Here is a 26,142-nt window from a genome sequence, read left to right on the forward strand (position 1 = left end):
CCGGAGGGGGACCGGCCGGAGGGGAATGCGAAGGGGCGGTACGGGATCCGTACCGCCCCTTCGTATGTCCGTGTGTCCGCTCCTAGCGCCTCGGACGCTCAGAGGACCTTGGACAGGAACGCCTTCGTGCGCTCGTGCTGCGGGTCCGTCAGGACGTCGCGCGGGTTGCCCGACTCGACGACCACGCCGCCGTCCATGAAGACCAGGCTGTCGCCGACCTCACGGGCGAAGCCCATCTCGTGCGTGACGACGACCATCGTCATGCCCGACTCGGCCAGGTCCCGCATGACGTCCAGGACGTCGCCGACCAGCTCGGGGTCGAGGGCCGAGGTCGGCTCGTCGAAGAGCATCAGCTTCGGGTCCATCGCGAGCGCCCGGGCGATCGCCACGCGCTGCTGCTGGCCGCCGGAGAGCTGCGAGGGGTAGTTCCCGGCCTTGTCGGCCAGGCCCACGCGGTCGAGAAGCTCCCGCGCCCGCTCCTTGGCCTGGGCCTTGCTCACGCCCTTGACCTGGATCGGCGCCTCGATGATGTTCTCCAGCGCGGTCATGTGCGGGAACAGGTTGAAGCGCTGGAAGACCATGCCGATGTCCCGGCGCTTCAGCGCGACCTCGCTGTCCTTCAGCTCGTAGAGCTTGTCGCCCTTCTGGCGGTAGCCGACGAGCTCGCCGTCGACGTAGAGGCGGCCGGCGTTGATCTTCTCCAGGTGGTTGATGCACCGGAGGAAGGTCGACTTGCCGGAGCCGGAGGGGCCGATGAGGCAGAACACCTCACCCTGCTTGACCTCCAGGTCGATGCCCTTGAGGACTTCCACCATGCCGAAGGACTTGTGGACGCCCTCCGCCTTCACCATGGGCACGGTCGTGTCCTTGGCGGGCGTTTCCTTCTTGCTGAGCTTGTCGGTCATGCCGTGCCTCCCTTCGGGCGGCCGAGGGAGAGCAGGTTCGCCTTGATCTTCTGCATCGGCGTCGGCGGCAGCTGGCGCGTGGTGCCCTTCGCGTAGTACCGCTCAAGGTAGTACTGGCCGACGCTGAAGACCGAGGTCAGCAGCAGGTACCAGGCCGCGGCCAGGAACAGCATCTCGGCCGGGGCGCCGGAGGTCTGGCCGATGTCCTGGGCCGCCCGGAGCAGCTCGGGGTACTGGACGACCGACACCAGCGAGGTCGTCTTCAGCATGTTGATGACCTCGTTGCCCGTCGGCGGCACGATCACGCGCATCGCCTGCGGGATGACGATCCGGCGCAGCGTCTTGGAGTGGCTCATGCCCAGCGCGTGCGACGCCTCGGTCTGGCCCTCGTCGACCGAGAGCAGACCGGCGCGGCAGATCTCCGCCATGTACGCGGCCTCGTTCAGGCCGAGACCCAGCAGAGCCGTCAGGAACGGGGTCATGAAGTCCGACCACTCGTCCTTGTAGAACGGCCCGAGGTTGATGTACTCGAAGACCAGGCCCAGGTTGAACCAGACGATCAGCTGGACCAGGACCGGGGTGCCGCGGAAGAACCAGATGTAGAACCACGCGATCCACGCGGTGACCGGGTTCTTCGACAGGCGCATCACGGCGAGCACGATGCCGCCCACGATGCCGATCGCCATGGCCAGCACGGTGAGCAGCAGCGTCTTGCCGACACCGTCGAGGATGCGGTCGTCGAAGAAGTAGTCCGGGATCGCCCCCCACTCGATCTTGCCCTGGGAGAACGCGTAGACGACGGCCGCCAGCAGGGCGAGCGCGACAACGGCGGAGACGTATCGCCCGTAGTGCCGGACCGGGATGGCCTTGATGGCCTCCGGGCCGGCCGGCGGAGTGTCGGCCGGGCCCGGTGTCTTGTCAGTGTCAACTGTCACGGGTGTTGCCTTTCAGTGCCGCTCGCTCGCGGTCACTTGCCGCCGTTGATCGTGGCTTCCTTGACGGCGCCCTCGGCGACGCCCCACTTGTCCATGATCTTCTGGTATTCGCCGTTCTTGATGATCGCGTCCAGCGCGGCCTTCAGGGCGTCCCGCAGCTCCGCGTTGTTCTTGGCGACCGCGATGCCGTACGGGGCGGCCTCGACCTGCTCGCCGACGAGCTGGAAGTCCTTGCCGCCGCCGGAGGTCTTCACGGCGTACGCGGCGACCGGGAAGTCCGAGGAGCCGGCGTCGGCGCCGCCCGCGCGCAGGCGGGTCTGGGCCTGCTGGTCGTTGTCGAAGGCCTCGATGGTGATCTTCTTGCCGGCCGGGCACTTCTTGTTCTCGGCCTTGGCGAGGTCCTCGGAGACCGTGCCGCGCTGCAGCACGATCTTCTTGCCGCACAGGTCCGACCAGGTCTTGATGCCCTGGTCGTCACCCTTCTTGGTGTAGATCGACACGCCGGCCGTGAAGTAGTCGACGAAGTCGACGCCCTCACCGACCTTCTTGCCGGTCTCGGAGTCGATGCCCTCCTGGCGGTCCTTGGTGTCGGTCATCGCGGACATCGCGATGTCGTAGCGCTTGGAACGCAGACCCGTGATGAGGGTGTCGAACGTGCCGTTCTCGAACTCGAACGTGACGCCCAGCTGCTTGCCCATGGCCGCCGCGAGGTCGGGGTCGATGCCGACCGTCTTGCCGGAGCTGTCCTTGAACTCGACCGGGGCGTAGGCGATGTCCGAGCCGACCTTGATGACACCCTTGTCGCGGATGGCCTGGGGCAGCTTGTCCGCGAGCGGGGCCGCGGCGGCGGACGCGCCGTCCGTGCTGTCCGAGCCGTTGTCCTTGGTCTGGTCACCGCAGCCGGTGAGAAGCAGTGCGCCTGCGACCGCGATCGCGCCGACCGCTGCAATCCGTGAGCGTGCGGCGGTGGTACGACGGGTGGTGCTTGCGGTCATGGTGGGTTCCTCCGGCGGATGGGTGGAGTTGCCGATGGGGCCGGCGACTGCTTGCACAGCGAGTACAGCAGCGCCATGGGTCGACGAGAGCACACGCCTTCGAGTGTCGCGACCTCGTGTGATTACCGCATCTTGCCATTCGGACTGCGCCATTCAGGGGGTGAGCAATGTCAAAATCGGATAACGGGTGACCGGCGAAGCGCGTCACCTGGGTGCATCCCGGCCGGACGGTCTGCGGGAATCTCTCATTCCGGCCGGAAGATCTTCGGTGGACGGGAAGAGTGTGAGGAGCCGGCCGCGGTGTTTGGTGCGGCTCGAGCGCTTGCCGAGCGTTTGTCCAGGTCTTGTCCTGAAATTGGGCGATGAGTCCTGGCGCCGTCATGTGACCTTCGCGTTATGGACTCGTCGCCGGTGGCGTCCGTCCGGTAAGAAGGTTCTTTACACCCCTCATCCGGGGCTCAGGGCGCGTGTGCGGCGCGCCCGTCGTGTTTGGCCCGTACGCATCAACCCATCGGGCCTTGCGCGGTCCCGCCCACCCCTCACCAGGAGTGGCTAACCCTCAAACCATGAACACTTAAGGGGTAAAACCAAGTGGCAGCGGAGATTGTGAATCCTCGCAGCGACAGTGAGACCGGGAGCGGACATAGCGAGCAGGACGGCGGGGCAGAGCCCCTCACGTCCCTCGACTCCTTCGACCCGGCGTTCGCGCTGCACCGCGGCGGCAAGATGGCTGTGCAGGCCACCGTGCCGGTCCGTGACAAGGACGACCTGTCCCTGGCGTACACGCCCGGCGTCGCGAAAGTGTGCAGCGCGATCGCCGAGCAGCCGGACCTCGTCCATGACTACACGTGGAAGTCGTCGGTCGTCGCCGTCGTGACGGACGGTACGGCCGTGCTGGGGCTCGGCGACATCGGGCCCGAGGCGTCCCTCCCGGTGATGGAGGGCAAGGCGATCCTGTTCAAGCAGTTCGGCGGAGTGGACGCGGTGCCGCTTGCGCTGAGCTGCACGGACGTGGACGAGATCGTCGAGACCGTGGTGCGGCTGGCGCCGTCCTTCGGAGGCGTCAACCTGGAGGACATCTCGGCGCCCCGGTGCTTCGAGATCGAGCGGAAGCTGCAGGAGCGGCTGGACATTCCGGTCTTCCACGACGACCAGCACGGTACGGCGGTCGTGACGCTGGCGGCGCTGCGGAACGCGGCGCGGCTGAGCGGCCGGGCGCTGGGCGATCTGCGGGCGGTGATCTCGGGCGCCGGCGCGGCCGGGGTCGCCATCGCGAAGATGCTGGTCGAGGCCGGGATCGGGGACGTCGCGGTGGCCGACCGCAAGGGGGTCGTGTCGCGGGACCGGGACGACCTCACGCCGATCAAGGCCGAGCTGGCGTCGTTCACGAACAAGGCTGGGCTGTCCGGGTCACTGGAGGCGGCGCTGGCCGGGGCCGACGTGTTCATCGGGGTCTCCGGTGGGACGGTCTCCGAGGCCGCGGTGGCGTCGATGGCGGAGGGCGCGTTCGTCTTCGCGATGGCCAACCCCGACCCTGAGGTGCACCCCGAGGTCGCGCACAAGTACGCGGCGGTCGTCGCCACCGGTCGGTCGGACTTCCCGAACCAGATCAACAACGTGCTGGCGTTCCCGGGGATCTTCGCGGGAGCGTTGCAGGTGCGGGCCTCCCGGATCACCGAGGGGATGAAGCTGGCGGCAGCCGAGGCGCTGGCGTCGGTGGTCGGCGACGATCTCGCGGCCGACTACGTGATTCCGTCTCCGTTCGACGAGCGGGTCGCCCCGGCGGTGACCGCGGCGGTGGCCGCGGCTGCTCGGGCGGAGGGGGTTGCCCGACGCTGAGGCGTCGAGTGCCGCCGGTCGTGTCGGCCCCGTCCCCGGTTGGTGGGGGCGGGGCCGGACTTTTGGGTCGGGCGTTGGGCCGGGCGGGTGACGCGGGGCCGCTGAGCCCGCGTTCACGATCAATGCGGTGGCGTCCTGGCAAGAGGGTGTGTCTCACAGGCCGGGTCGGTTCCTATTCGTGGCGTCGGGAACCTATCGTCGACCTCATGTTCGCTGTCTACGCTGCCCGAATCGACCGCGACCAGCCGCTCTCCGGTCTGGAGTTGGGAGAGCGACCGGCTCCCGAGGCTCGTCCCGGCTGGAGTACCGTCACGGTCAAGGCCGCCTCCCTCAACCATCACGACCTGTGGTCCCTGCGCGGCGTGGGCCTCGCCGAGGACAAGCTGCCGATGATCCTCGGCTGCGACGCCGCCGGCGTCGACGAGGACGGCAACGAGGTCGTCCTGCATTCCGTCATCGGGCAGAGCGGCCACGGGGTGGGTCCCCGCGAGCCCCGGTCCATCCTGACGGAGCGTTACCAGGGCACCTTCGCCGAGCAGGTGGCCGTGCCGACCTGGAACGTCCTGCCGAAGCCGAAGGAGCTCTCCTTCGAGGAGGCCGCCTGTCTGCCCACCGCCTGGCTGACCGCGTACCGGATGCTGTTCACCAACGCCGGTGTGCGGCCCGGTGATTCGGTGCTGGTGCAGGGCGCGGGGGGCGGTGTCGCGACCGCCGCCATCGTGCTAGGCAAGGCCGCCGGGCTGCGGGTCTACGCCACCAGCCGGGACGAGGCCAAGCGGAAGCGGGCCCTTGAGCTCGGGGCCGTGGAGGCGCTGGAGTCCGGTGCGCGGCTTCCGGAGCGCGTGGACGCGGTGATCGAGACCGTGGGTGCCGCCACGTGGTCCCATTCGGTGAAGTCCCTGCGGCCCGGGGGGACGCTGGTGATCTCGGGGGCCACGAGCGGCGACCGGCCCTCGCACGCCGAGCTGACGCGGATCTTCTTCCTCGAGCTCAAGGTCGTCGGGTCCACGATGGGGACCAAGGACGAGCTGGAGGATCTGCTCGCCTTCTGCGCCGCCACGGGGGTGCGGCCCGTCATCGACGAGGTGCTGCCGATGGACCGGGCCCGGGAGGGCTTCGAGCGGATGGCTTCGGGGGAGCTGTTCGGGAAGATCGTGCTCACCAATCGGTAGTTCGTTGCCGCTGAAGTTCGTTCTGCTGCTGACGGCCGGTCCGGGTGCGGGCCGGCCGTTCGGTTTGTCAACTGTGGTTGACGCGTGGGTCCTGTCAATGTAGGTTGACAGCATGAGTGAGGCTACCGATCTGGCCGAGCGGGCCGGGGATCGCGATCCACGGGTCGGGCTGCGGGCCGTCGCCGCGTTGCGGAGGCTGCTGGAGCAGCTGGAGGCCGTGCAGGTGCGCAGTGCGCGCAATCAAGGGTGGTCGTGGCAGGAGATCGCCAGCGAGCTCGGAGTGAGCAGGCAGGCCGTGCACAAGAAGTACGGGAGGCATTGATGTTCGAGCGGTTCACCAAAGACGCCCGTGCCGTGGTGAAGGGGGCGGTCGAACAGGCGGAGGCGGTGGGGGCGGCGTCCGTCGCGCCCGAGCATCTGCTGCTCGCCCTGATCGAGGGGGAGGGGAGCCGGGGGTCGTTCGCGCTGGCCGCCCTGGGCCTCGCCGAGCGGAGGGAATCCGTGCGGGCGGCGTTGGAGGAGGCCCGGCGCAGGGCCGGGCTGACGCAGGCCGAGACCGACGCTCTCGCCGGGCTCGGGATCGATGTGTCGGAGATCGTGGCCCGGGTGGAGGAGGTGCACGGGGTCGGCGCCATGTCAGGGGAGCGGCGGGTCCGCTGGTCGGGGCATCGGCCGTTCGAGAAGGGCTCCAAGGAGGTTCTGGAGAAGTCCCTGCGCATCGCCCTCGCTCACCGGGACCGGCACATCGGGGACGAGCACCTCCTCCTCGCCCTCACCAGCCGACCCGGCGTCCCCGCCGAGGTGCTCGCCGATCACGGGGTGACGTACGAGTCCGTGACCCGGGTGTTGTACGGGGGCGGCGAGGCCAAGGCGGGGTGACGGGGGGTCAACCGCTCTTCGGGGCGCGGAGGAGGGCGCCGATGTGGGCCGCTGCCGTGGAGAGATGGCGGCGGGCGTCCCGGAGCTGATCCTGCGTGATGCCGTGGTCGCGGGCCGCGTCGCGGATGTCGTCGCGGAAGCGGTCCAGCAGGCGGTCCAGGTCGCGCGCCGGGTCGCCGGTGGTGTCCGTCGCGCCCTCGTGGGCCCAGCCGGGGGTGTAGGCGGCGGGGAGGTCCTCGGGGGTCTGGGAGTACGTGGGGCGGCTCGTGGCGTCGGCTGTCGCCTCCTTGCCGGCCCAGGTGCCCATGCCGAAGTCGCCCACCTCCTTGATGAGTTCGCTCAGGCCCTCGCGCAGACCCGTCGGCCAGTCGCCTCGGGAGAAGTGGTCCTGCATCTGGTCCTGGACCCGCCGGGCGATGCGCTGCACCTCCTGCTGGGCCCGCTCCTGGGCCTCCTTCGCCTGGCGGCGGGCACGCTGCGCCTCCTCGCGGGAGCGGCGGCTCTCGTCCTTGGCGCGCCGGGCCTGCTCCTTCCACTCCTGCTTGGCACGGCGCATCTCCTCCTTGGCGGCACGCCAGGCGTCCTTGTCCGTCAGGCCCGTGAAGTCGCCGAGGAGGGGGTCGTCGTCGGTGGCTGCGCCGGTCCGGCGGGCCTTGCCGGCCGCGGCGCGCATCTCGCGGCGCAGGTCGCCCGCCGCACCGCGGACGTCCGCCTTGATCTCCGCGGCCAGTTCCGCGACCGACTCGCGGATCTCCAGCTCCAGGTCGGCCAGTTCACCGCTGCGGTCCGACAGTTCGGCGCGGCCGGCGTCCGTGATGGAGTACACCTTGCGGCCGCCCTCGGTGGTGTGGGTGACCAGGCCCTCAGCCTCCAGCTTGGCCAGGCGGGGATAGACCGTGCCGGCCGAGGGCGCGTACAGGCCCTGGAAGCGCTCTTCGAGGAGACGGATCACCTCATAGCCGTGTCGCGGGGCCTCGTCCAGCAGCTTGAGCAGGTAGAGACGGAGGCGGCCGTGGGCGAAGACGGGAGGCATGTCAGAGCACCTTCTTGTCGGTCGGGCCGTCGGTCCGGTCGTCGGCCGGGGCGTCCGGGGTCTCCGGGGCGTCCGGGGTGCCGGTGGGGGCGGGGGGCGCGTCCCACGGCTCGTGGTCGTCCTCGCGGGGTGGGCGGCGCAGCAGGGCGATGGAGCCGGAGACGGTGGTGGCGCGCAGCTTGCCGGTGCCGGCGCCCAGCCGTCCGGTGATCTTGTGGGCACCCCACTGCCCGTGCACCCGGAGGTCGTCGAAGGCGTTGGAGACGGCGCCGCTCGCGGTGTTGGCCTCGACCTCCGCGTCCGCGGGGTAGGGGAGGCGGACCGCTATCTCACCGGAGACGCTGGTGAGCCGGACGTCCGTGGGGCCGTCGGGGTCGAGGTCGACGATCATCGAGCCGCTGACCGAGTCCGCCCGGACCGAGGAGCCGGAGCCGTCGACCACGGTGAGGTCGCCGGAGACGGAGTTGAAGCGGAGATCGCCGGTGACCGACTGGGCCTCCAGATTTCCGGACACCGTGTCCGCGCGGACCGGGCCGGACAGGGCGACCAGGGTCGTGTCGCCGGTGACGCCCTTGACCACCGAGGGGCCGCGGAGGCCGGAGACGACCGCGGCGGCACCGACCACGCCGACCTCCACGCGCGTGCGAGCCGGGACGGCCAGGGAGACCACCGCGCTGCGGCGCCAGCCCTTGCGGTCCAGCCACTTGAGGAAGCCCTTCCACGGCAGGTCCTCGTAGGCCACGGTGAGCGTGCCGCCCTCCTGCGTGACGATCAAGGGCGGTCCCTCGATCTCGGAGACCTCCAGCCGGGCGGAACTCTCGTCCGTGCCCACCACGTTCACCGTGCCGTTGACGATGCGCACATGGAGCTCGGTCACGGGCTCGTCGAAGGTGAGCTTCGTGGGCTCCGCGACGGACCACTCGGACATGGTGGGACCTCCTAGACACGCGCCATATCGCGTATTACGTGATTCACGATATATCGCGGGCAGGGAAAGTCAAGGCACTCGTTCGGGTGATCAGGGCACAGCCGGCCGGTGAGTCGCGAAGGGGGACGCGCGGACCTACTCGTCGTCCTCATCGTCCAGACGGGCCAGCCACGTCGCCAGGCGCTCCACCGGGACCTCGAAGTCGGGGTTCAGGTCCACGAACGTACGCAGCTGCTCGGCGAGCCACTCGAAGGTGATCTCCTCCTCGCCGCGCCGCTTCTCCAGTTCCTCGATGCCACGGTCGGTGAAGTACATGCCGTCAAGGATAAGTGGCGGGAAACGGGCGGGCCGCACCCCCGGGGAAGGGGGTGCGGCCCGGAAAACGCGGGACCCGTGGGGGGCGACGGCTAGGCGTCGAAGACCTCGCGGACCAGCTGCTCCTGCTCGGCCTGGTGGCGCTTGGCGGAGCCGACCGCCGGGGACGAGCTGTGCGGGCGCGAGATGCGGCGCAGACGCTCGTCGTGCGGGAGGTCGGCGCCGACCGCCAGGTCCAGGTGGTCGATCAGGTTGAGCGCGATGAACGGCCAGGCACCCTGGTTCGCCGGCTCCTCCTGGGCCCACAGGTACTTCTCGGCGTTCGGGTACTTCTTGATCTCCGCCTGGAGCTCGGCACCCGGCAGCGGGTACAGGCGCTCGATGCGGATGATCGCCGTGTCCGTCGCGCCGCGCTTCTTCCGCTCGGCCTCCAGGTCGTAGTAGACCTTGCCGGCGCAGAAGACGACCTTCTTCACCGCGGCCGGGTCGACCGAGCTGTCGCCGATGACCGGCTGGAACTGCCCGGTCGTGAACTCCTCCGCCTTCGACGCGGCGGCCTTCAGACGCAGCATCGACTTCGGGGTGAAGACGACCAGCGGCTTGTGGTGCGGGTTGTGCACCTGCCACCGCAGGAGGTGGAAGTAGTTCGACGGCGACGTCGGCATCGCGACCGTCATGTTGTTCTGGGCGCAGAGCTGCAGGAACCGCTCCGGGCGGGCCGAGGAGTGGTCGGGGCCCTGGCCCTCGTAGCCGTGCGGCAGCAGCAGGACCACGCCGGAGGTCTGGGCCCACTTCTGCTCGGCCGACGAGATGAACTCGTCCACGACCGTCTGCGCGCCGTTGACGAAGTCGCCGAACTGCGCCTCCCACAGCACGAGCGCGTCGGGGCGGGCCAGCGAGTAGCCGTACTCGAAGCCCATCGCCGCGTACTCGGACAGCAGGGAGTTGTAGACGTTGAGCCGCGCCTGGTCCTCGGAGAGGTACTGCAGCGGCGTGTACTCCTCGCCGGTGGTGCGGTCGATGATGACCGCGTGGCGCTGGCCGAAGGTGCCGCGCTGGGAGTCCTGGCCCGCCAGGCGGACCGGGACGCCCTCCAGGAGGAGGGAGCCGAAGGCGAGGGTCTCGCCCATGCCCCAGTCGATGGTGCCGTCCTCGACCATGGCCGCCCGGCGCTGCAGCTGCGGCAGCAGACGCGGGTGGACGGTGATGTGGTCGGGGATGTTGACCTGGGACTCGGCGATCCGCTTGACGACCTCGGTGGTCACCGCGGTGTTCACGGCGACCGGGAACTCGGCCTGCGGGTCGGACGGCTCCACGGAGGCCGGCTGCGAGGTGGCCTCGCGGACCTCGGTGAAGACCTTCTCCAGCTGGCCCTGGTAGTCCTGCAGCGCCTGCTCGGCCTCTTCCAGGGTGATGTCGCCGCGACCGATCAGGGACTCGGTGTACAGCTTGCGCACCGAGCGCTTCTTGTCGATCAGGTCGTACATCAGCGGCTGGGTGAACGCCGGGTTGTCCGACTCGTTGTGACCGCGGCGGCGGTAGCAGATGAGGTCGATCACGACGTCCTTGTTGAACGCCTGGCGGAACTCGAAGGCCAGCCGGGCGACGCGGACGACGGCCTCGGGGTCGTCGCCGTTCACGTGGAAGATCGGGGCCTCGATCATCCTCGCCACGTCCGTCGCGTACATCGACGAGCGGGACGACTCCGGGGCGGCGGTGAAGCCGACCTGGTTGTTGATGACGATGTGGACCGTGCCGCCGGTGCGGTAGCCGCGCAGCTGCGACATGTTCAGGGTCTCGGCCACCACGCCCTGGCCCGCGAAGGCCGCGTCGCCGTGGATCGCCACCGGCAGGACGGTGAAGTCCGTGCCGCCCTTGCCGATGATGTCCTGCTTGGCGCGCGCGACGCCCTCCAGGACCGGGTCCACCGCCTCCAGGTGCGAGGGGTTGGCGACCAGCGAGACCTTGATCTGCTCGCCGTCCAGGCCGGTGAAGGTGCCCTCGGCGCCCAGGTGGTACTTCACGTCGCCGGAGCCGTGCATCGACTTCGGGTCGAGGTTGCCCTCGAACTCGCGGAAGATCTGCGCGTACGACTTGCCGACGATGTTGGCCAGCACGTTCAGCCGGCCGCGGTGGGCCATGCCGATGACGACCTCGTCGAGACGCGATTCCGCGGCCGAGTCCAGCACTGCGTCGAGGAGCGGGATGACGGACTCGCCGCCCTCCAGGGAGAAGCGCTTCTGGCCGACGTACTTCGTCTGCAGGAACGTCTCGAACGCCTCGGCCGCGTTCAGCCGGCGCAGGATGCGCAGCTGCTCCTCGCGCTCCGGCTTGGAGTGCGGGCGCTCGACGCGGTCCTGGATCCACTTGCGCTGCTTGGGGTCCTGGATGTGCATGAACTCGATGCCGGTGGTGCGGCAGTACGAGTCGCGCAGCACGCCGAGGATGTCGCGCAGCTTCATCATCGACTTGCCGGCGAAGCCGCCGACGGCGAACTCGCGCTCCAGGTCCCACAGCGTCAGCCCGTGCTCGACGATGTCGAGGTCGGGGTGCTTGCGCTGGCGGTACTCCAGCGGGTCGGTGTCGGCCATGACGTGGCCGCGGACCCGGTAGGAGTGGATCAGCTCGAAGACGCGGGCGGCCTTGGTGACGTCGTCGTCGTGGGACGCGTCGATGTCCTTGAGCCAGCGGACCGGCTCGTAGGGGATGCGCAGCGCCTCGAAGATGTCGTCGTAGAAGCCGTTCTCGCCGAGGAGGAGGTTGGCGACGGCGCGCAGGAACTCGCCGGAGGCGGCGCCCTGGATCACCCGGTGGTCGTAGGTCGACGTGAGCGTCATGACCTTCGAGATGCCGAGCTTGTTGAGGGTGTCCTGGCTGGTGCCCTGGAACTCCGCCGGGTAGTCCATGGAGCCGACGCCCATGATCACCGACTGGCCGGGCATCAGACGCGGCACGGAGTGGACGGTGCCGAGGCCGCCGGGGTTGGTCAGGGAGACCGTGACGCCGGTGAAGTCGTCCATCGTCAGCTTGTTGTCGCGGGCGCGACGGACGATGTCCTCGTAGGCCTGCCAGAACTCGAAGAAGTTCAGCGTCTCGGCCTTCTTGATCGCCGCGACGACCAGCTGGCGGTCGCCGTTGGGCTTGACCAGGTCGATGGCGAGGCCGAGGTTGACGTGGTCCGGCTTGACCAGGGTGGGCTTGCCGTCCACCTTCGCGTAGGACCAGTTCATCGACGGCATCGCCTTGATCGCCTGGACCATGGCGTAGCCGATGATGTGCGTGAAGGAGATCTTCCCGCCGCGGGCCCGCTTGAGGTGGTTGTTGATGACGATGCGGTTGTCGAACAGCAGCTTCACCGGGACGGCGCGCACGGACGTGGCCGTGGGCAGCTCCAGCGAGGCGTCCATGTTCTTCGCCACCGCGGCGGACGGGCCGCGCAGGGTCACCTTCTCGGGACCGGCCTTGGCCTCGCCGTCGGGCTCGGCCTTGGGCTTGGCGGCGGCGGCCGGCTTGGCGGCGGGGGCCGCGGCCTTCGCCGGGGCGGGCGCCTGAGCCGGGGCCTGGGCGGCGGGCTGGGCCTGCGCGGCGGGCTGCTTCGGCGCGGGCGCGGGCTGTGCGGGCGCCGGGGCGGCGGTGGGCTGGGCCGGAGCGGCCGGCTGAGCGGTGGGGGTGGTGCCCGCGGCCCCCGTGGCCGCGGTACCCGCCGGAGCCGAGGCGTTGGGCGCCCCTGGCTTGTAGTCGGCGAAGAAGTCCCACCAGGCTCGGTCCACCGAGTTCGGGTCCTGGAGGTACTGCTGATAGATCTCGTCGACGAGCCACTCGTTGGCACCGAACGCCGCGGCGGGGTTCTTGCCCGCTTGGTCGGTGTCGGTCGAGATGCTCGAGTTACTGGGGGACTGTGGCGACACGGCGGCAACCGCCCTCTTCCGCTTCACAAGGTGATGGACAGCGGAAATAAAGGCTACGCCCCCCGGAGCGAGAAGGTCAGGCCGGGCCCGTTCATCGTCGCGTAAGTCACATCTCGGAGTGCGTTTCGGCGCTGGAAATGGCGGGAAACAAGCGAGGTTTCGCTTCTTCGGGCCGTGTCAGGGATGCGTCGGCCCCGGCCCGGCGCGCAGGTCGCGCGGGCCTGTGCCTGATCACACGTGTCCGTCAGCGCGGACGCCGATGGATCTTGTGGCTCCGGTTCGAACTTTACGTCAACTTTGCACGGAAGGGCTGCCCGGAAGAGTGACAAGAATCCGGCAACCTCGCTCGGATTCGGCCACGCCGATCCGGCCGCCGTGCAGATCGACCGCCCAGCGGGCGATCGCCAGGCCCAGACCGGTGCCGCCGTCGCTGCCCGGACCGTGCGGCCGGTTGACGCTTCCGCGGTTGAAGCGCTCGAAGACGCGGTGCCACTCGGCGCGCGGGATGCCGGGCCCCTCGTCCAGGACCTCCAGCTCCAGCGACTCCGGCTGCGGGCCGCGCCGTGCCTTGACCGTCACCCGGCCGTGCGGCGGGCTGTGCTTGACCGCGTTGTCGATGAGGTTGGCGACCACCTGGTGGATGCGCTCGGGGTCGGCGTGCGCGGTGAGCTCCGGCGGCGAGACGTCGAGGTGCAGATGGACGTCCGTCCGCGTGTGACTGCCCGAGCCGGTGGCGATGCCCGCGCGGACGGAGGCGACCATGTTGGCCTCCTTCAGCACGCCCGACAGATACGGCCACACCTCGAAGCGCCGCTGCTTGAGCGGGACGACGCCGTTGTCCAGGCGGGACAGGTCGAGCAGGGTCTCCACGAGCCGGCCCAGCCGCTCGGTCTGCTTCAGGGCCGTGCGCATGGTCTCGGGGTCTGCCTCGGTGACGCCGTCGACGATGTTCTCCAGCACCGCGCGCAGGCCCGCGATCGGCGTGCGCAGCTCGTGCGAGACGTTGGCCACCAGCTCCTTGCGCTGGTTGTCCTGGGCCTCCAGCTCGTCGGCCATGACGTTGATCGTCTGAGCCAGGTCGCCCAGCTCGTCCTTGCGGTTCTCGCGCACCCGGCGGGTGTAGTCGCCCTGCGAGATCGAGCGGGCCACCGCGTTCATGTCGTCCAGCGGCGCGGTGAGCGAGTGCGCCACGAACTGCGTGATGAGCAGCGTGGCGATCATCGAGAAGACCATGATGAAGCGCAGCTCGGTCTTGGTGTGCACCGCGATCATGGACAGACCGGTGGTGATCAGTACCGAGACGACGACCAGCGCGGTCAGCTTCGTCTTGATCGAGAACGGGCGTACACCGGCCCAGGGCCGGGGCGCCCCGGGGCCTCTTCGCACGGCCGGCCCGTCGCTCATGGCGTCGGCGTCTCCAGGGCGTAGCCCACGCCGTGCACCGTGCGGATGCGCTCGGCGCCGATCTTGCGGCGCAGCGCCTTGATGTGGCTGTCGACCGTGCGGGTGCCGGAGGCGTCCGCCCAGTCCCAGACCTCGGCCAGCAGCTGCTCGCGGGAGAGCACCGCGCGGGGGGTGTTCGCCAGGCACACCAGGAGGTCGAACTCGGTGGGCGTCAGGTGGACGTCCTCGCTGCGTACGCGGACCCGGCGCTGGGCGTGGTCGATCTCCAGTTCGCCCAGGCGCAGGATGCCGCTGCGCGGCGTCGTGGCGGCGAGGGCGGCGCGCTCCATGCGGCGCAGCAGCACGTGCACGCGTGCGGCCAGCTCGCGCATGGAGAACGGCTTGGTCATGTAGTCGTCGGCGCCGACGCCCAGACCGACCAGCATGTCGGTCTCGTCGTCACGCGCGGTGAGCATCAGCACCGGCACCGGCCGCTGGGCCTGCACGCGCCGGCAGACCTCCAGGCCGTCGAAGCCCGGCAGCATGATGTCGAGGATCAGCAGGTCGGGCTGCCAGGCCTCCGCCGTGTCCACCGCGGACGGGCCGTCGCCCGCCGTCTGCACCAGGAACCCCTCGGCGCGGAGGCGGGTCGCGATGGCGTCCACGATCGTCGCGTCGTCCTCGACCACCAGGATCCGCCGCTGGGCGCCGGGAGTGGTCGCCGCCGTGCCGTTGTGGGAGGTGTGTGTCTGCTCCATCGCCCGCCCCTGAAGTGTGCTTTCCGGAATCCGTGGGGTGATCCGTGATCTGCGCAGGACTGCGCTTGACGCTTGAATGATCCGCGTCAGGGCAGCAGCGTACGGGGAGTCGCCACGCGTTAGCTATCCAGGGCGGACGCCGAGATGCACGACGTCCGGAACGCCCCGGGCAACGGGGATCTCTTCGGTACGCACCTGTTGGAACCCGGCATTCCGCAAGGTTTCTTCAAAATCCGCGGACGGTTTCGCGGACCATACCGCGAGCACCCCGCGCGGCCTCAACACCCTTGCGCAGCCTGCCAGTCCGGCCGGTGAGTAGAGCCCGTCGTTGTCCTCGGTGACGGTCCAGTCGGGCCCGTTGTCGATGTCGAGACAGAGCGCGTCGAACGTGTCGGAAGTCTCATTGACGTAACGGACGAGGTCGGCTTCGACGATCTCGGTGCGCGGGTCGGCGAGGGCGTCCGCGGAGAGTGCGGCCAGCGGGCCGGTGCGGTGCCAGTCGATGACGGCCGGTTCGCGCTCCACCACGGTGATCCGTCCCCAGCGGGGGTCCGCGGCGGCGTGTGCGAGCGAGAAGCCGACGCCGAGCCCGCCGATCAGGACGTGCGGGCCGGGGCGTGCGGCTGCTCCCGTGCGGGCGTCGGCGGCGTCGAGCGCGGACAGCGCGGCGTCGACGAGCCGTCGTTCGGAGCGGCCGTCGGAGGTGTCCATCAGGAAGCAGCCGTTCGCGATGATCTGCAGCAGACCGCCGTGCCTGCGCAGCACGACCTCGCCGTACGGACCCTCTCGGCGGTCCAGGACTTCGGGTGCATCGGGAATGTCGTACGGGGTGGACATCCGTTCATCTTGGCAGCTCCCCTGCCCTCCGTGGAGTGATCGCTCAGAGCGAACAGTGCTTGGGGAACATTCGATGGCTCACGAGCATTGAGTCGGCATAGCTCAACTTGACTGCCGAAGGGGAGATCATGGCTGCTGAGTCCACACCGCTCGCCCTGCCTGTGCTGCCGCTCGACGACGAGGTCGTGCTGCCCGGGATGGTGGTCCCGCTGGACCTGAGCGACTCCGAGGTGCGCGCCGCGGTGGAGGCCGCGCAGGCCGCCGCGAGGAACGAGCCGGGAAAGCCACGGGTCCTGCTGGTCCCACGCGTCGACGGGACATACGCCGGCACCGGCGTCCTGGGCACGGTCGAGCAGGTCGGCAGGCTGGCCGACGGCGACCCGGGCGCCCTGATCCGCGGCCGGGGCCGGGTGCGGATCGGCGCGGGGACGACCGGGCCGGGGGCGGCGCTGTGGGTGGAGGGCACCCGGATCGACGAGTCCGTGCCCGAGCCGCTGCCCGGACAGGTGACCGAACTGGTCAAGGAGTACAAGGCCCTCGCCACCGCCTGGCTGCGCAAGCGCGGCGCCTGGCAGGTCGTCGACCGCGTCCAGGCCATCGACGACGTCTCCGCGCTCGCCGACAACTCCGGCTACTCGCCGTTCCTGACCACCGAGCAGAAGGTGGCGCTGCTCGAGACCACCGACCCGGTGGCCCGGCTGAAGCTGGCCACCCAGCAACTGCGCGACCACCTCGCCGAGCAGGACGTCGCCGAGTCGATCGCCAAGGACGTCCAGGAGGGCGTCGACAAGCAGCAGCGCGAGTTCCTGCTGCGCCGCCAGCTGGAGGCGGTGCGCAAGGAACTGCGCGAGCTCAACGGCGAGAAGGACGGGGAGGAGTCCGACGACTACCGCGCCCGCGTCGAGGCCGCCGACCTGCCGGAGAAGGTCCGCGAGGCCGCCCTCAAGGAGGTCGACAAGCTGGAGCGGTCCTCCGACCAGTCGCCCGAGGGCTCGTGGATCCGCACCTGGCTCGACACGGTCCTGGAGATGCCGTGGAACGAGCGGACCGAGGACGCGTACGACATCCGGGGCGCACAGGACGTGCTGGACGCCGAGCACGCGGGCCTCCAGGACGTCAAGGAGCGGATCATCGAGTACCTGGCGGTGCGCAAGCGGCGCGGCGAGCGCGGGCTCGGCGTCGTCGGCGGGCGGCGCGGCGGCGCGGTGCTCGCCCTGGTCGGGCCGCCCGGCGTCGGCAAGACCTCGCTCGGCGAGTCCGTGGCGCACGCGATGGGCCGCAAGTTCGTCCGCGTCGCCCTCGGCGGTGTGCGTGACGAGGCCGAGATCCGCGGTCACCGGCGTACGTACGTCGGGGCGCTGCCCGGCCGGATCGTGCGGGCCGTCAAGGAGGCCGGCTCGATGAACCCGGTCGTCCTGCTGGACGAGATCGACAAGGTGGGCTCCGACTTCCGGGGCGACCCCGCCGCCGCCCTCCTGGAGGTGCTCGACCCGGCGCAGAACCACACCTTCCGGGACCACTACCTGGAGGTCGAGCTGGACCTCTCGGACGTGGTCTTCCTCGCCACCGCCAACGTCCTGGAGGCCATCCCGGAGGCGCTGGCAGACCGGATGGAGATCGTCCGCCTGGACGGCTACACCGAGGACGAGAAGGTCGTCATCGGCCGCGACCACCTGCTCCCGCGGCAGCTGGAGCGCGCCGGGCTCGGCAAGGACGAGGTCACCCTGGAGGAGGGCGCGCTGCGCAAGCTCGCCGGGGAGTACACGCGCGAGGCGGGTGTGCGCAACCTGGAGCGGTCCATCGCGCGGCTGCTGCGCAAGGTGGCGGCCCAGCACGAACTGGGCGAGCGGGAGCTGCCGTTCACGGTCACCGAGGGCGACCTGCGCGCGCTGATCGGTCGGCCGCACCACGTGCCCGAGTCCGCCCAGGACCCGGCCGAGCGCCGTACCTCCGTCCCGGGTGTCGCCACCGGGCTCGCGGTGACCGGCGCCGGCGGTGACGTGCTCTACGTGGAGGCGTCGCTGGCCGACCCGGAGACGGGCGCGGCGGGGCTGACGCTGACCGGGCAGCTGGGTGACGTGATGAAGGAGTCCGCGCAGATCGCGCTGAGCTTCCTGCGCAGCCACGGCGCCGAGCTGGAGCTGCCGGTGGGCGATCTGAAGGACCGGGGCGTGCACATCCACTTCCCGGCGGGCGCGGTCCCCAAGGACGGCCCCAGCGCCGGCATCACGATGACCACCGCGCTGGCGTCGCTGCTGTCCGGCCGGCTGGTCCGCACCGACGTCGCGATGACCGGCGAGGTCTCGCTGACCGGGCGGGTGCTGCCGATCGGCGGGGTGAAGCAGAAGCTGCTCGCCGCGCACCGGGCGGGCGTCACCACGGTGATCATCCCCAAGCGCAACGAGCCCGACCTGGACGACGTGCCGGCGGAGGTGCTGGACAAGCTCGACGTCCACACCGTCACCGACGTCCGCCAGGTCCTTCAGCTGGCGCTGTCGCCGGCCACCGACGGCGCGGCGCCGGAGGTTCCGGTCGCCGCGTGACGGGGGCGGCCGGACGAGGGAAGGCCCGGGTCCCGTGAGGGAGACCCGGGCCTTCACCGTGCTGTCCTGCTGTGGCTGTGGCTGTGGCTGTGGCTGTCGTGGCTGCCGTGCTCAGCTGCCCAGGGCCAGTCTGCGCAGCTGGTCGAGGGTGCCGTTGAAGCGGTCGTGGTCCCCGACCGTGGGGCCGGTCGAGGTGTACTGCCACATCGTGTAGTAGCCCCAGCCCGCGGGCAGTTCGCCCACGCTGGAGGCGTACCGGGCGATCCACAGCGGGGTGGCGGCGGCGAAGCCGGCGTAGTTGCCGGTGCACTGCTTCCACCAGCTCGTCGCCGTGTAGAGCACGGCGTCGCGGCCGGTGCGCGCCCGGTACTGGTTCAGGAAGTCGCGGATCCAGGTCACCATCGCGCTCGGCGACTTGCCGTAGCAGGCGTCGCCGTACGGGTTCCACTCGATGTCGAGCGCGCCGGGCAGGGTGCGGCCGTCGGCGGACCAGCCGCCGCCGTGGTCGACGAAGTAGTTCGCCTGGGTGGCGCCGCTGGAGGTGTCGGGGGTGGCGAAGTGGTACGCGCCGCGGATCATGCCGACGTCGTACGAACCGCCGTACTGCTGGGAGAAGTAGGGGTTGGTGTAGTAGGTGCCCTCCGAGGCCTTGGCGTAGGCCCAGCGGACGCCGCTGTTCCACAGGGTCGGCCAGGCCACGTTGCCCTGGTGGCTGGAGACGTCCACGCCTTCGGTCTGGGCGGCGCGCTCGGCGGGCAGGCCGCCGCGGCCGTCGTGGGCCACGACGCCCATGCCCATGTGGGCGGAGCCGCGGGGCGGGACGGCGGGCGGTGACTCGGCGGCGCCGGCCGTGTGGGGGAGGGAGAGGACGGCGAGCAGGGCCGCGACGACGGCCGTGAACGCGCGTAACCCGGTGAGACCGGATCTGCGTTCGGGCATGACGTGCCTCCAAAGGTCGTGGGGGAACCAGGCATGTCGCGCATGTGAACCACATCGCATGTAGTGGGCATGCCACGTATGCGCCTGGTAGAGAAAGCTACGCACGTAGACCGTGACGTGGATAGAGGGTCCGGAAGCTGCCGTTGGTCTACGCCTGCGAAATACTTACGGAGCAGCGGCGACGTCGCCACTTGGCGGAAACTTTCAGGACCGGGAAAACCGAGGCAGGGGCTGACGTGCAGGAAGACGGAAACGGCGGCGGAGAGCGTGCCGCATCCCCGGCGCCCGGGAACGGTACGGACCAGCCCGGGTTCCTGGCGCTGGAACGGGAGTTGACGGTCCTGCTGCGGCGCGCCCGGGCCAACCAGGGGGAGATGGCCCGGGAGGTCCACCCGGACCTGGAGTCGTCCGCGTACGGGCTGCTCGTCCGCTTGGATGAATGCGGGCGGCAGCGGGCCACGGAACTGGCCGCGTACATCGGGGTGGGCAAGGCGACGATGTCGCGTCAGCTGCGGGCGCTGGAGGAGCTGGGGCTGGTCGCGCGGGAGCCGGATCCGGCCGACGGGCGTGCGTGGCTGGTCGCGCTCACCCAGGAGGGGCAGGAGCGGGTGCGCCGCGTTCGTGAGGCGCGGCGGGCGCGGTATGCCGGGCGGCTGGCGGACTGGGATCCGGGCGAGGTGGTGGAGCTGGCGAGGTTGCTGCGCGAGCTGAACCGGAGCATGGAGAAGTAGGGCGGTGGGGCTCGGGGGTGGGTGAGGTGGTTGTGCGGGTGCGGGTGGTGGGGGGGGCTGGTCGCGCAGTTCCCCGCGCCCCTGGGTGGGCTGCTGTCTCCGGCGTTCACAGCTCCACGTAGATCACCCGTGCGGTCCTGGGTGGGCTGCTGTCTCCGGCGTTCACAGCTCCACGTAGATCACCCGTGCGGTCCTGGGTGGGCTGCTGGCTCCGGTGTTCACAGCTCCACGTAGACCGCCGTCGCGTCGTCGTGGCGTTTGCTGCGGCCCAGGAGGAGTCGGTCCGTGTCCGCCCGTTCCCGTTCCCGTACGCGGTCCACCAGGGCCTGTGGGCCCTCCTTGCGGACGAGGGTCAGGCAGTCGGGCCAGTCGCCCTCGGTGAAGCGCTCCACCCAGCGGGCCGCGCCGTCCGTCAGGGCGAGCAGGGCGCGGACCTCCTCGCGCGGCAGTGAGCCGGTGACCGCACGCGCCGCCACCGAAGGATCCGCGGCGGCCGTGAAGAAGCCGCCCTCCTTGTTGCGGACCGTGGCGTCCACCAGGGCGTCGGTGGCCAGCGCCGAGCGGGGCAGCAGGGCCAGCCGGTCGTCCAGCAGCGCCGTGACCGCGCCGGTCGGTGACTCGACCAGCAGGGCCGAGTCGGACAGGACCAGGTAGTCCACCGCGGCCGGTGACCAGCGGGCCAGCACGACCGTTGCCTGAGGCGTCCGGGGGTGAGAAAGGTCACAGCTGTCGGCGTGCGCCTCGGCGGTCCGGGCGATGGCGCGGGAGAGCAGATCGGCCAGCGGAACATCCGGGAGCGAAACGGTCAGTTCGGTCAGTGCCCCGCCCAAGCGCGCGGTGAACCAGGGGACGGAATGCAGACAGCCCGTCCCGTCCCTGGGCGGCGTCACGCCGTCCAGCACGACGAGCGAACCGCCCTGTCCGGAGGCCGGAAGTCCGACACTCGCGAAGTCCTCGTTGGGGCGATCCGGATCGCCCGGTTCCGAAACAAGCTCCGTACGCATCCGGCCAGTCTGCACGACCCCTTCACAAGGATCGCAAGAGGCTGGCAATGGTCGCCAAATCCTCGCCGCCGCGCAGGTCAGGCGCCGGATTTGGGGCGGAATGCAGTGCTCCGGGAAGACGTGGCGGCGAATCCTGCCACCGCCCGCCGCGGACGTCCAACCGGCGTGCCGCGCAAGGCCGCTGCACAGGACAGCGGAACTTGCTCCCCAACTCACGTCCGATGTTCACTCCTTCGAGTGGCGGGTCAGGTGATGCGCATCCACTGCCCACTGGCACTGGGAGGGTCGGGGAGCGATGGGGGCGCCTCGCGGCCCGAGCACGGTCGACGGCTCGGGAAGGCGTCCGCGCCCGTTGACGGAGCGTCACCCGGGCCCACGGGTACACGAGTCAGGAATGCGAGCACCGGTGCAGAAGACGCGGCCTCGTCGCACAGGCAAGCAGACGCCCCCCGCGGGGGACACGGAGCAGACGCCCACCGTCGGCAGGGGCCGTCCCACCCGTGTGCGCAACCGGCTCATCGTGGCCGTCGCCGTGGTGGCCGCAGCGATCGCCGGCGCGGGCACCCCGTCCCTGCTCACGGCCTCCGGTCAACTCAGTGACGCCCAGGACCTGGTGACGCTCTCCGAGCAGACCCAGGACGCCCTCACCCTCGCGCACTCCCTCGCCGACGAGCGGGACGAGGTGACCTCCTTCATCGCCGCGGGCCGCCCCAAGTCCAAGGCGCCGTCCGAGGAGCACAGCGCCCGCGTCGACCGGCAGGTCGAGGAGCTGCGCGCCGGCACCGACACCTCCGACGAGCTGCGCGACGACCTCGACGCCATCGCGGCCGTCCGCCGGGCGGCGCTCACCGGCAAGAACAGCGCGCTCGAGGCGCACCAGGCGTACTCGGCCGCGATCAACGAACTGCACCGGCTCGCCGAGCGGCTCGCGGAGCGGACGCCGCCCCGCGCGGGCTCCGGCGCGTACGCGCTCGCCGAACTGGACTCGGCCGTCCAGCAGGCCGCCGCGACCCGCGGGCTGCTGCTCGCCGCGCTCAGCGTGCCGCGCACCACCGAGACCGTGATCGACCCGGTCACCGGGCTGCCGTCCACGTCCACCGGCTCCTCCTCCGCCGACACCAAGCGGCGCGACGCGCTCACCGCCGCCGCCCTCCAGGCCCGGCTGCGCTCCGACGCGGCCCTCGCCGACTTCCGCGACACCGCGCCCGAGGCCGCCCGGACCTCGTACGACTCCACCGTGACCGGGCCCGAGGTCGACTCCGCCGAGAAGTACCTGGCGAGGCTCACCGACGCCCCGGCCCTCTCCGACGACGAGCTCGGCACCAGCGCCGAGAAGCTGAAGGCCGCGCTGACCGCGCGCATCGACATGATGCGCGGGGTGGAGTCGGCGCTGTTCGAGCAGCGCAGCAAGGACCTCGCGCAGCTCCGGGACGACGACGTCACCGCGCTGGAGATCCGCATCGCGGTCCTCGGCGCGCTGATGCTGCTGGCCGTCGGCATCGCCACGGCGATGGCGCGGACCCTGACCCGCCCGCTGTCGGTGCTGCGCCGTGGTTCCGCACGTCTCGCCGAGGCGGAGGACCCGGCGACGCAGGAGCCGGTCACCTTCACCGGCCGCAACGACGAGTTCGCGCAGGTCGTCCGCTCCGTGAACGCCCTGCACGCGCACGCCGCCGGGCTGGCCGAGCGGATCGCCACCCTGGAGGCCGACCGCAAGCATCTCGTGGGCCAGCGGCAGAAGATGGCCGACGCCCGCGAGGAACTGCGCACCCAGCTCGCCGAGTCCACCGCGCAGCTGGAGCGGATGCGCACCAGCATCGGCGGCACGTTCGTCAATCTGGCGCTGCGCACGCTCGGCCTGGTGGAACGCCAGCTCGCCGTCATCGAGGGGCTGGAGGAGCGCGAGCAGGACCCGGACCGCCTCGCCACCCTCTTCAAGCTCGACCACTTCGCCACGGTGATGCGCCGGCACAGCGAGAACCTCCTCGTCCTCGCCGGTGCCGAGCACGTCCAGCACACCGCGGGTCCCGTTCCGCTGGTGGACGTCGCCCGGGCCGCGGTCAGCGAGATCGAACGCTACGAGCGGGTCCGGATCGCGGCGCTGCCGCCGCACGCGCACATCGCCGGGTTCGCGGCGGACGACCTGTCCCATCTGCTGGCCGAGCTGCTGGAGAACGCCACGTCCTTCTCGCCGCCCGACCTGCCCGTCGAGGTGTCCGGCTGGCTGCTGGAGAACGGCGAGGTCATGCTCTCCGTGCAGGACGAGGGCATCGGCATGACCGCCGAGCGGCTGGAGCGGCTCAACGCACGGCTGTCCGACTTCGACCCGGAGGCCGGGTACGACGCGGAGGGCGAGGACGGTCTCGGCCTCGGCCTGTACGTCGTGGCCCGGCTCGCTCAGCGGCACGGGGTGCGGGTGCAGCTGCGGGCGCAGAAGCAGGGGGGTGTGGCCGCGGTCGTGGTCCTGCCCAAGCCGCTGCTCGCCGACGGTACGGCCGCCGCGGTCCCCGCTTCCGGCCCCGTCTCCGGCACCGCCCACACCTTCACCCTCCCCGGCGCCGACGCCGAGGCCAACTCCAACGTCCTCCACGGCCGCGCGGAGAAGGGCGACCGCCTGGTCGCGCTGGCGGAGAAGGCGGTGCGTCGCCGGGAGTCGGAGGAACGGCAGGAACGGCAGGAGGCGGGCGAGGGCGGCACGGAGCCCGCGGACAGCCGTGCGGGAGTGCATGCGCAGGACACCGACGGCACAGGGGGCGACCGGACCGGGGAGCCCGGTGGCGAGCCTGCGGGGAGCACCGCCGGGAGTGCGCCGAGCGAGTCCGTCACGGACCCCACGGACGGCGCGGACGAGCGGCCCGCCGAGACCACCATGGAGCTGCTGCTGCCGTCCGTGCAGGACGCGGCCGCCGAACAGACCGAGGACGCGCACGCCCCGGACACCGGACGTCCGGCAGCCGTCGAGGACGCCGAACCCACCGCCGGCACTCACACCGGCACCGGCACCTGGACCGCCCCCGACGCACCGGCGGAACCGTCCGGTGAGCGGGCGCCCGGTGCCGGGACCGAGTCCACCACCGGCACCTGGACCGCCCCCGGCGACGCCGCGCGGCCCGGGCTGCCGACGCGGCCCGTGTCCGACGGTCCCGAGGACGAGCACGCACGCGTGGCCGACGGGCCCGCCGAGGAAGAAGCCGTCACCGCCAAGGGACTGCCCAAGCGGACGCCGAAGATCACCGCGCCTGCCGCCGTGCCGCGGCCGCGCACCGGGAGCGTGGACGCCGAGGCGCTGCGCCGCCGGCTCGGCGGGTTCCGGCAGGGTGCGGAGGCCGGGCGGAAGGACGTCGAGGCGGAGATCGCCGAGCAGACGGGCCGCCACCAGCGCCCGGCACAGACCACATCCGCACCAGGCACATCCGAAGAAGCCACGGGGGGCACCGTCGAGGAGGCAAGCAGTTGACCGCGCCCAGTACCTTCGGACTGAGCAGTGAGGCCCGCAATCTGCACTGGCTGCTGACCAACCTGGTCGAGGAGGTGCCCGGCATCCTCTCCGTCGCGGTGGTCTCCTCCGACGGCCTGCTGCTCCTCTCCTCCGACGCCGACCGCATCACCGAGGCCCGTGAGGCCCGCGCCCGGCACCGCCCCGGCCCCCGCGGCTCCGCCGCCGACCTGGCCACCATCGTCTCCGGCATCGGCAGCCTCACCGTCGGCGCCGCCAAGCTGATGGACTACGGGCCGGTCAAGCACACCATGGTCGCGATGGACGAGGGCAGCCTGTTCGTGATGTCGATCAGCGACGGCTCGCTGCTCGGCGTGCACGGCTCCGCGGACTGCGACATGAGCGTCGTGGCCTACCACATGGCCCTGTTCGTGGGCCGCGCCGGCCACGTCCTCACCCCCGAACTCCGCAGCGAGCTGCGCAAGTCCCTGGAGAACGAGTCCACCGGGAGTCCCCGATGAGCAGCACGTCCAGGAAACACCTCCCCGTCCGCGGCGCCGACCGCAAACCCGCCCGGGTGCGCCCGTACTCGCTCACCGGCGGCCGTACCCGCTTCGGGCACGTCCTGCTGGTCGAGACGTTCGTCGGAGCCACGGTCGCCCCGGCGGGCACCGCCGCGCTGGACGCCGCCGAGGAGCGCCCTGAGCTGACGAACGGTTCGCTGAAGTCGGTGATCATGCCGGAGATGCGGGCCATCGTCGAACTGTGCCGCCGCATGCGTACGGTGGCCGAGATCGCCGCGCTGCTGAAGATGCCGCTCGGCGTGGTCCGCGTGCTGCTCAGCGACCTCGCGGACCAGGGAAAGATCCGTGTGTACGGCACCGGAACCGGCCACGGCACGGGCCGTCCGGACCGCGCTCTGCTGGAAAGGGTGCTCAGTGGACTCCGCCGTCTCTGACGTCTCCGACGCCCCGCGAGGCGTCTCCCCGCTCGTCGCCGAGCCCGACGAGCCGATGCAGCCCTGGCAGACGGACCGCACCCGCGCGCCGATCGCCACGAAGATCGTGGTGGCGGGCGGCTTCGGCGTCGGCAAGACCACGCTCGTCACCGCCGTCTCGGAGATCACGCCCCTGCAGACAGAGGCGCTGATGACCCAGGCGAGCGAGGACACCGACGACCTCACCGCCACGCCGGAGAAGCTCACCACCACCGTGGCCATGGACTTCGGCCGCATCACGCTCGACGACGACCTGGTGCTCTACCTCTTCGGCACCCCCGGTCAGCAGCGGTTCTGGTTCATGTGGGACGACCTGGTGCGCGGCGCGATCGGCGCCGTCGTCATGGCCGACACCCGGCGTCTGAAGGACTGCTTCCCGGCGCTCGACTACTTCGAGAGCTGCGGACTGCCGTACGTCGTCGCCGTCAACCACTTCGACGGCAGCGAGCTGTTCGAACCGGAGGACGTGCGGGAGGCGTTGACGATCCCCGCGCACATACCTGTCATGATCATGGATGCGCGCCGCCGGATCTCGGTCATCGAGACCCTTCTGTCCCTCGTGGGCCACGCGCTCGACGAAACCCCCGAGTAGGAGACACCCAACG

Annotated in this window: 22 protein-coding genes; 10 read left to right on the forward strand and 12 right to left on the reverse strand. The window is 70.7% G+C overall.

Annotated elements, in window-relative coordinates; genetic code table 11:
- Window positions 1-98: 98 nt before the first annotated feature.
- Genes AB0412_RS17560 through AB0412_RS17570 form a run of 3 tightly spaced genes read right to left on the reverse strand, consistent with a single transcriptional unit; the run spans window position 99 to window position 2,835 of the window.
- Complete coding sequence (locus AB0412_RS17560; RefSeq protein WP_366403454.1) at window positions 99-905, reverse strand: amino acid ABC transporter ATP-binding protein; 807 nt, start codon at window positions 903-905, stop codon at window positions 99-101.
- On the reverse strand, window positions 902-1,840 hold the full coding sequence (locus AB0412_RS17565; protein ID WP_366403455.1) for an amino acid ABC transporter permease: 939 nt from the start codon (window positions 1,838-1,840) through the stop codon (window positions 902-904). Before AB0412_RS17565 ends, AB0412_RS17560 begins: the two co-directional genes overlap by 4 nt.
- Before the next feature lie 32 nt (window positions 1,841-1,872).
- A complete protein-coding gene (locus tag AB0412_RS17570; protein ID WP_366403456.1) occupies window positions 1,873-2,835 on the reverse strand; it encodes an ABC transporter substrate-binding protein in 963 nt (320 codons plus the stop codon).
- A 591-nt stretch (window positions 2,836-3,426) separates the two neighbouring features.
- Here AB0412_RS17570 and AB0412_RS17575 point away from each other — a divergent pair.
- From AB0412_RS17575 to AB0412_RS17590, 4 genes are all read left to right on the forward strand, one after another.
- On the forward strand, window positions 3,427-4,674 hold the full coding sequence (locus AB0412_RS17575; protein ID WP_366403457.1) for an NADP-dependent malic enzyme: 1,248 nt from the start codon (window positions 3,427-3,429) through the stop codon (window positions 4,672-4,674).
- Between the two features lie 206 nt (window positions 4,675-4,880).
- Window positions 4,881-5,846 carry a zinc-binding dehydrogenase gene (locus tag AB0412_RS17580; protein ID WP_260827135.1) on the forward strand — a complete coding sequence of 322 codons (966 nt, stop codon included), beginning with the start codon at window positions 4,881-4,883 and terminating at the stop codon, window positions 5,844-5,846.
- A 112-nt stretch (window positions 5,847-5,958) separates the two neighbouring features.
- Entirely contained in the window at window positions 5,959-6,168 is a 210-nt protein-coding gene (locus AB0412_RS17585) for an HTH domain-containing protein (protein ID WP_366403458.1), read from the forward strand.
- Window positions 6,168-6,725 carry a Clp protease N-terminal domain-containing protein gene (locus tag AB0412_RS17590; protein ID WP_366403459.1) on the forward strand — a complete coding sequence of 186 codons (558 nt, stop codon included), beginning with the start codon at window positions 6,168-6,170 and terminating at the stop codon, window positions 6,723-6,725. The genes AB0412_RS17585 and AB0412_RS17590 overlap by 1 nt, the downstream gene beginning before the upstream one ends.
- Window positions 6,726-6,732: 7 nt before the next feature.
- Here AB0412_RS17590 and AB0412_RS17595 read toward each other — a convergent pair whose 3' ends face one another.
- From AB0412_RS17595 to AB0412_RS17625, 7 genes are all read right to left on the reverse strand, one after another.
- Window positions 6,733-7,758: a helix-turn-helix transcriptional regulator gene (locus tag AB0412_RS17595; RefSeq protein ID WP_366403460.1), complete on the reverse strand. Its 1,026-nt coding sequence runs from the start codon at window positions 7,756-7,758 to the stop codon at window positions 6,733-6,735.
- Window position 7,759: 1 nt separating this feature from the next.
- A complete protein-coding gene (locus tag AB0412_RS17600) occupies window positions 7,760-8,686 on the reverse strand; it encodes a DUF4097 family beta strand repeat-containing protein (protein WP_366403461.1) in 927 nt (308 codons plus the stop codon).
- Window positions 8,687-8,821: 135 nt separating this feature from the next.
- Window positions 8,822-9,001 carry a DUF6104 family protein gene (locus AB0412_RS17605; RefSeq protein WP_028420339.1) on the reverse strand — a complete coding sequence of 60 codons (180 nt, stop codon included), beginning with the start codon at window positions 8,999-9,001 and terminating at the stop codon, window positions 8,822-8,824.
- Between the two features lie 92 nt (window positions 9,002-9,093).
- The gene (locus tag AB0412_RS17610) at window positions 9,094-12,909 is read right to left on the reverse strand and encodes a multifunctional oxoglutarate decarboxylase/oxoglutarate dehydrogenase thiamine pyrophosphate-binding subunit/dihydrolipoyllysine-residue succinyltransferase subunit (RefSeq protein WP_366403462.1); all 3,816 of its coding nucleotides are present in this window, start codon (window positions 12,907-12,909) and stop codon (window positions 9,094-9,096) included.
- A gap of 291 nt (window positions 12,910-13,200) precedes the next feature.
- Window positions 13,201-14,313 (reverse strand): HAMP domain-containing sensor histidine kinase, encoded by a 1,113-nt coding sequence (locus AB0412_RS17615; protein ID WP_366403463.1) that lies wholly within the window; start codon window positions 14,311-14,313, stop codon window positions 13,201-13,203.
- Window positions 14,310-15,050: a response regulator transcription factor gene (locus tag AB0412_RS17620; protein WP_366403464.1), complete on the reverse strand. Its 741-nt coding sequence runs from the start codon at window positions 15,048-15,050 to the stop codon at window positions 14,310-14,312. The genes AB0412_RS17615 and AB0412_RS17620 overlap by 4 nt, the downstream gene beginning before the upstream one ends.
- A gap of 123 nt (window positions 15,051-15,173) precedes the next feature.
- Window positions 15,174-15,887: a spermidine synthase gene (locus AB0412_RS17625; protein WP_366403465.1), complete on the reverse strand. Its 714-nt coding sequence runs from the start codon at window positions 15,885-15,887 to the stop codon at window positions 15,174-15,176.
- Window positions 15,888-16,015: 128 nt separating this feature from the next.
- On the opposite strand from AB0412_RS17625, the gene lon reads away from it, so the two are divergent.
- Window positions 16,016-18,430: an endopeptidase La gene (lon, locus tag AB0412_RS17630; RefSeq protein WP_366403466.1), complete on the forward strand. Its 2,415-nt coding sequence runs from the start codon at window positions 16,016-16,018 to the stop codon at window positions 18,428-18,430.
- A gap of 111 nt (window positions 18,431-18,541) precedes the next feature.
- Here lon and AB0412_RS17635 read toward each other — a convergent pair whose 3' ends face one another.
- Complete coding sequence (locus AB0412_RS17635) at window positions 18,542-19,369, reverse strand: lysozyme (protein ID WP_366403467.1); 828 nt, start codon at window positions 19,367-19,369, stop codon at window positions 18,542-18,544.
- Window positions 19,370-19,605: 236 nt separating this feature from the next.
- Here AB0412_RS17635 and AB0412_RS17640 point away from each other — a divergent pair, with 236 nt between their 5' ends.
- Window positions 19,606-20,100 carry a MarR family transcriptional regulator gene (locus AB0412_RS17640; protein ID WP_366403468.1) on the forward strand — a complete coding sequence of 165 codons (495 nt, stop codon included), beginning with the start codon at window positions 19,606-19,608 and terminating at the stop codon, window positions 20,098-20,100.
- 218 nt (window positions 20,101-20,318) lie between these two features.
- On the opposite strand, the gene AB0412_RS17645 is transcribed toward AB0412_RS17640, so the two are convergent.
- Window positions 20,319-21,104, reverse strand: coding sequence for a protein phosphatase 2C domain-containing protein (locus AB0412_RS17645; RefSeq protein WP_366403469.1), 786 nt, complete (start codon window positions 21,102-21,104; stop codon window positions 20,319-20,321).
- Between the two features lie 406 nt (window positions 21,105-21,510).
- Here AB0412_RS17645 and AB0412_RS17650 point away from each other — a divergent pair, with 406 nt between their 5' ends.
- Genes AB0412_RS17650 through AB0412_RS17665 form a run of 4 tightly spaced genes read left to right on the forward strand, consistent with a single transcriptional unit; the run spans window position 21,511 to window position 26,129 of the window.
- Complete coding sequence (locus AB0412_RS17650; protein WP_366403470.1) at window positions 21,511-24,561, forward strand: nitrate- and nitrite sensing domain-containing protein; 3,051 nt, start codon at window positions 21,511-21,513, stop codon at window positions 24,559-24,561.
- Window positions 24,558-25,061, forward strand: coding sequence for a roadblock/LC7 domain-containing protein (locus AB0412_RS17655; protein WP_366403471.1), 504 nt, complete (start codon window positions 24,558-24,560; stop codon window positions 25,059-25,061). Before AB0412_RS17650 ends, AB0412_RS17655 begins: the two co-directional genes overlap by 4 nt.
- The gene (locus tag AB0412_RS17660) at window positions 25,058-25,498 is read left to right on the forward strand and encodes a DUF742 domain-containing protein (protein WP_366403472.1); all 441 of its coding nucleotides are present in this window, start codon (window positions 25,058-25,060) and stop codon (window positions 25,496-25,498) included. Before AB0412_RS17655 ends, AB0412_RS17660 begins: the two co-directional genes overlap by 4 nt.
- On the forward strand, window positions 25,479-26,129 hold the full coding sequence (locus AB0412_RS17665) for an ATP/GTP-binding protein (protein ID WP_366403473.1): 651 nt from the start codon (window positions 25,479-25,481) through the stop codon (window positions 26,127-26,129). Before AB0412_RS17660 ends, AB0412_RS17665 begins: the two co-directional genes overlap by 20 nt.
- The last annotated feature ends 13 nt before the right edge of the window (window positions 26,130-26,142 follow it).

This window comes from Streptomyces sp. NPDC052012 (genome assembly GCF_040689265.1).
Lineage (GTDB): Bacteria > Actinomycetota > Actinomycetes > Streptomycetales > Streptomycetaceae > Streptomyces.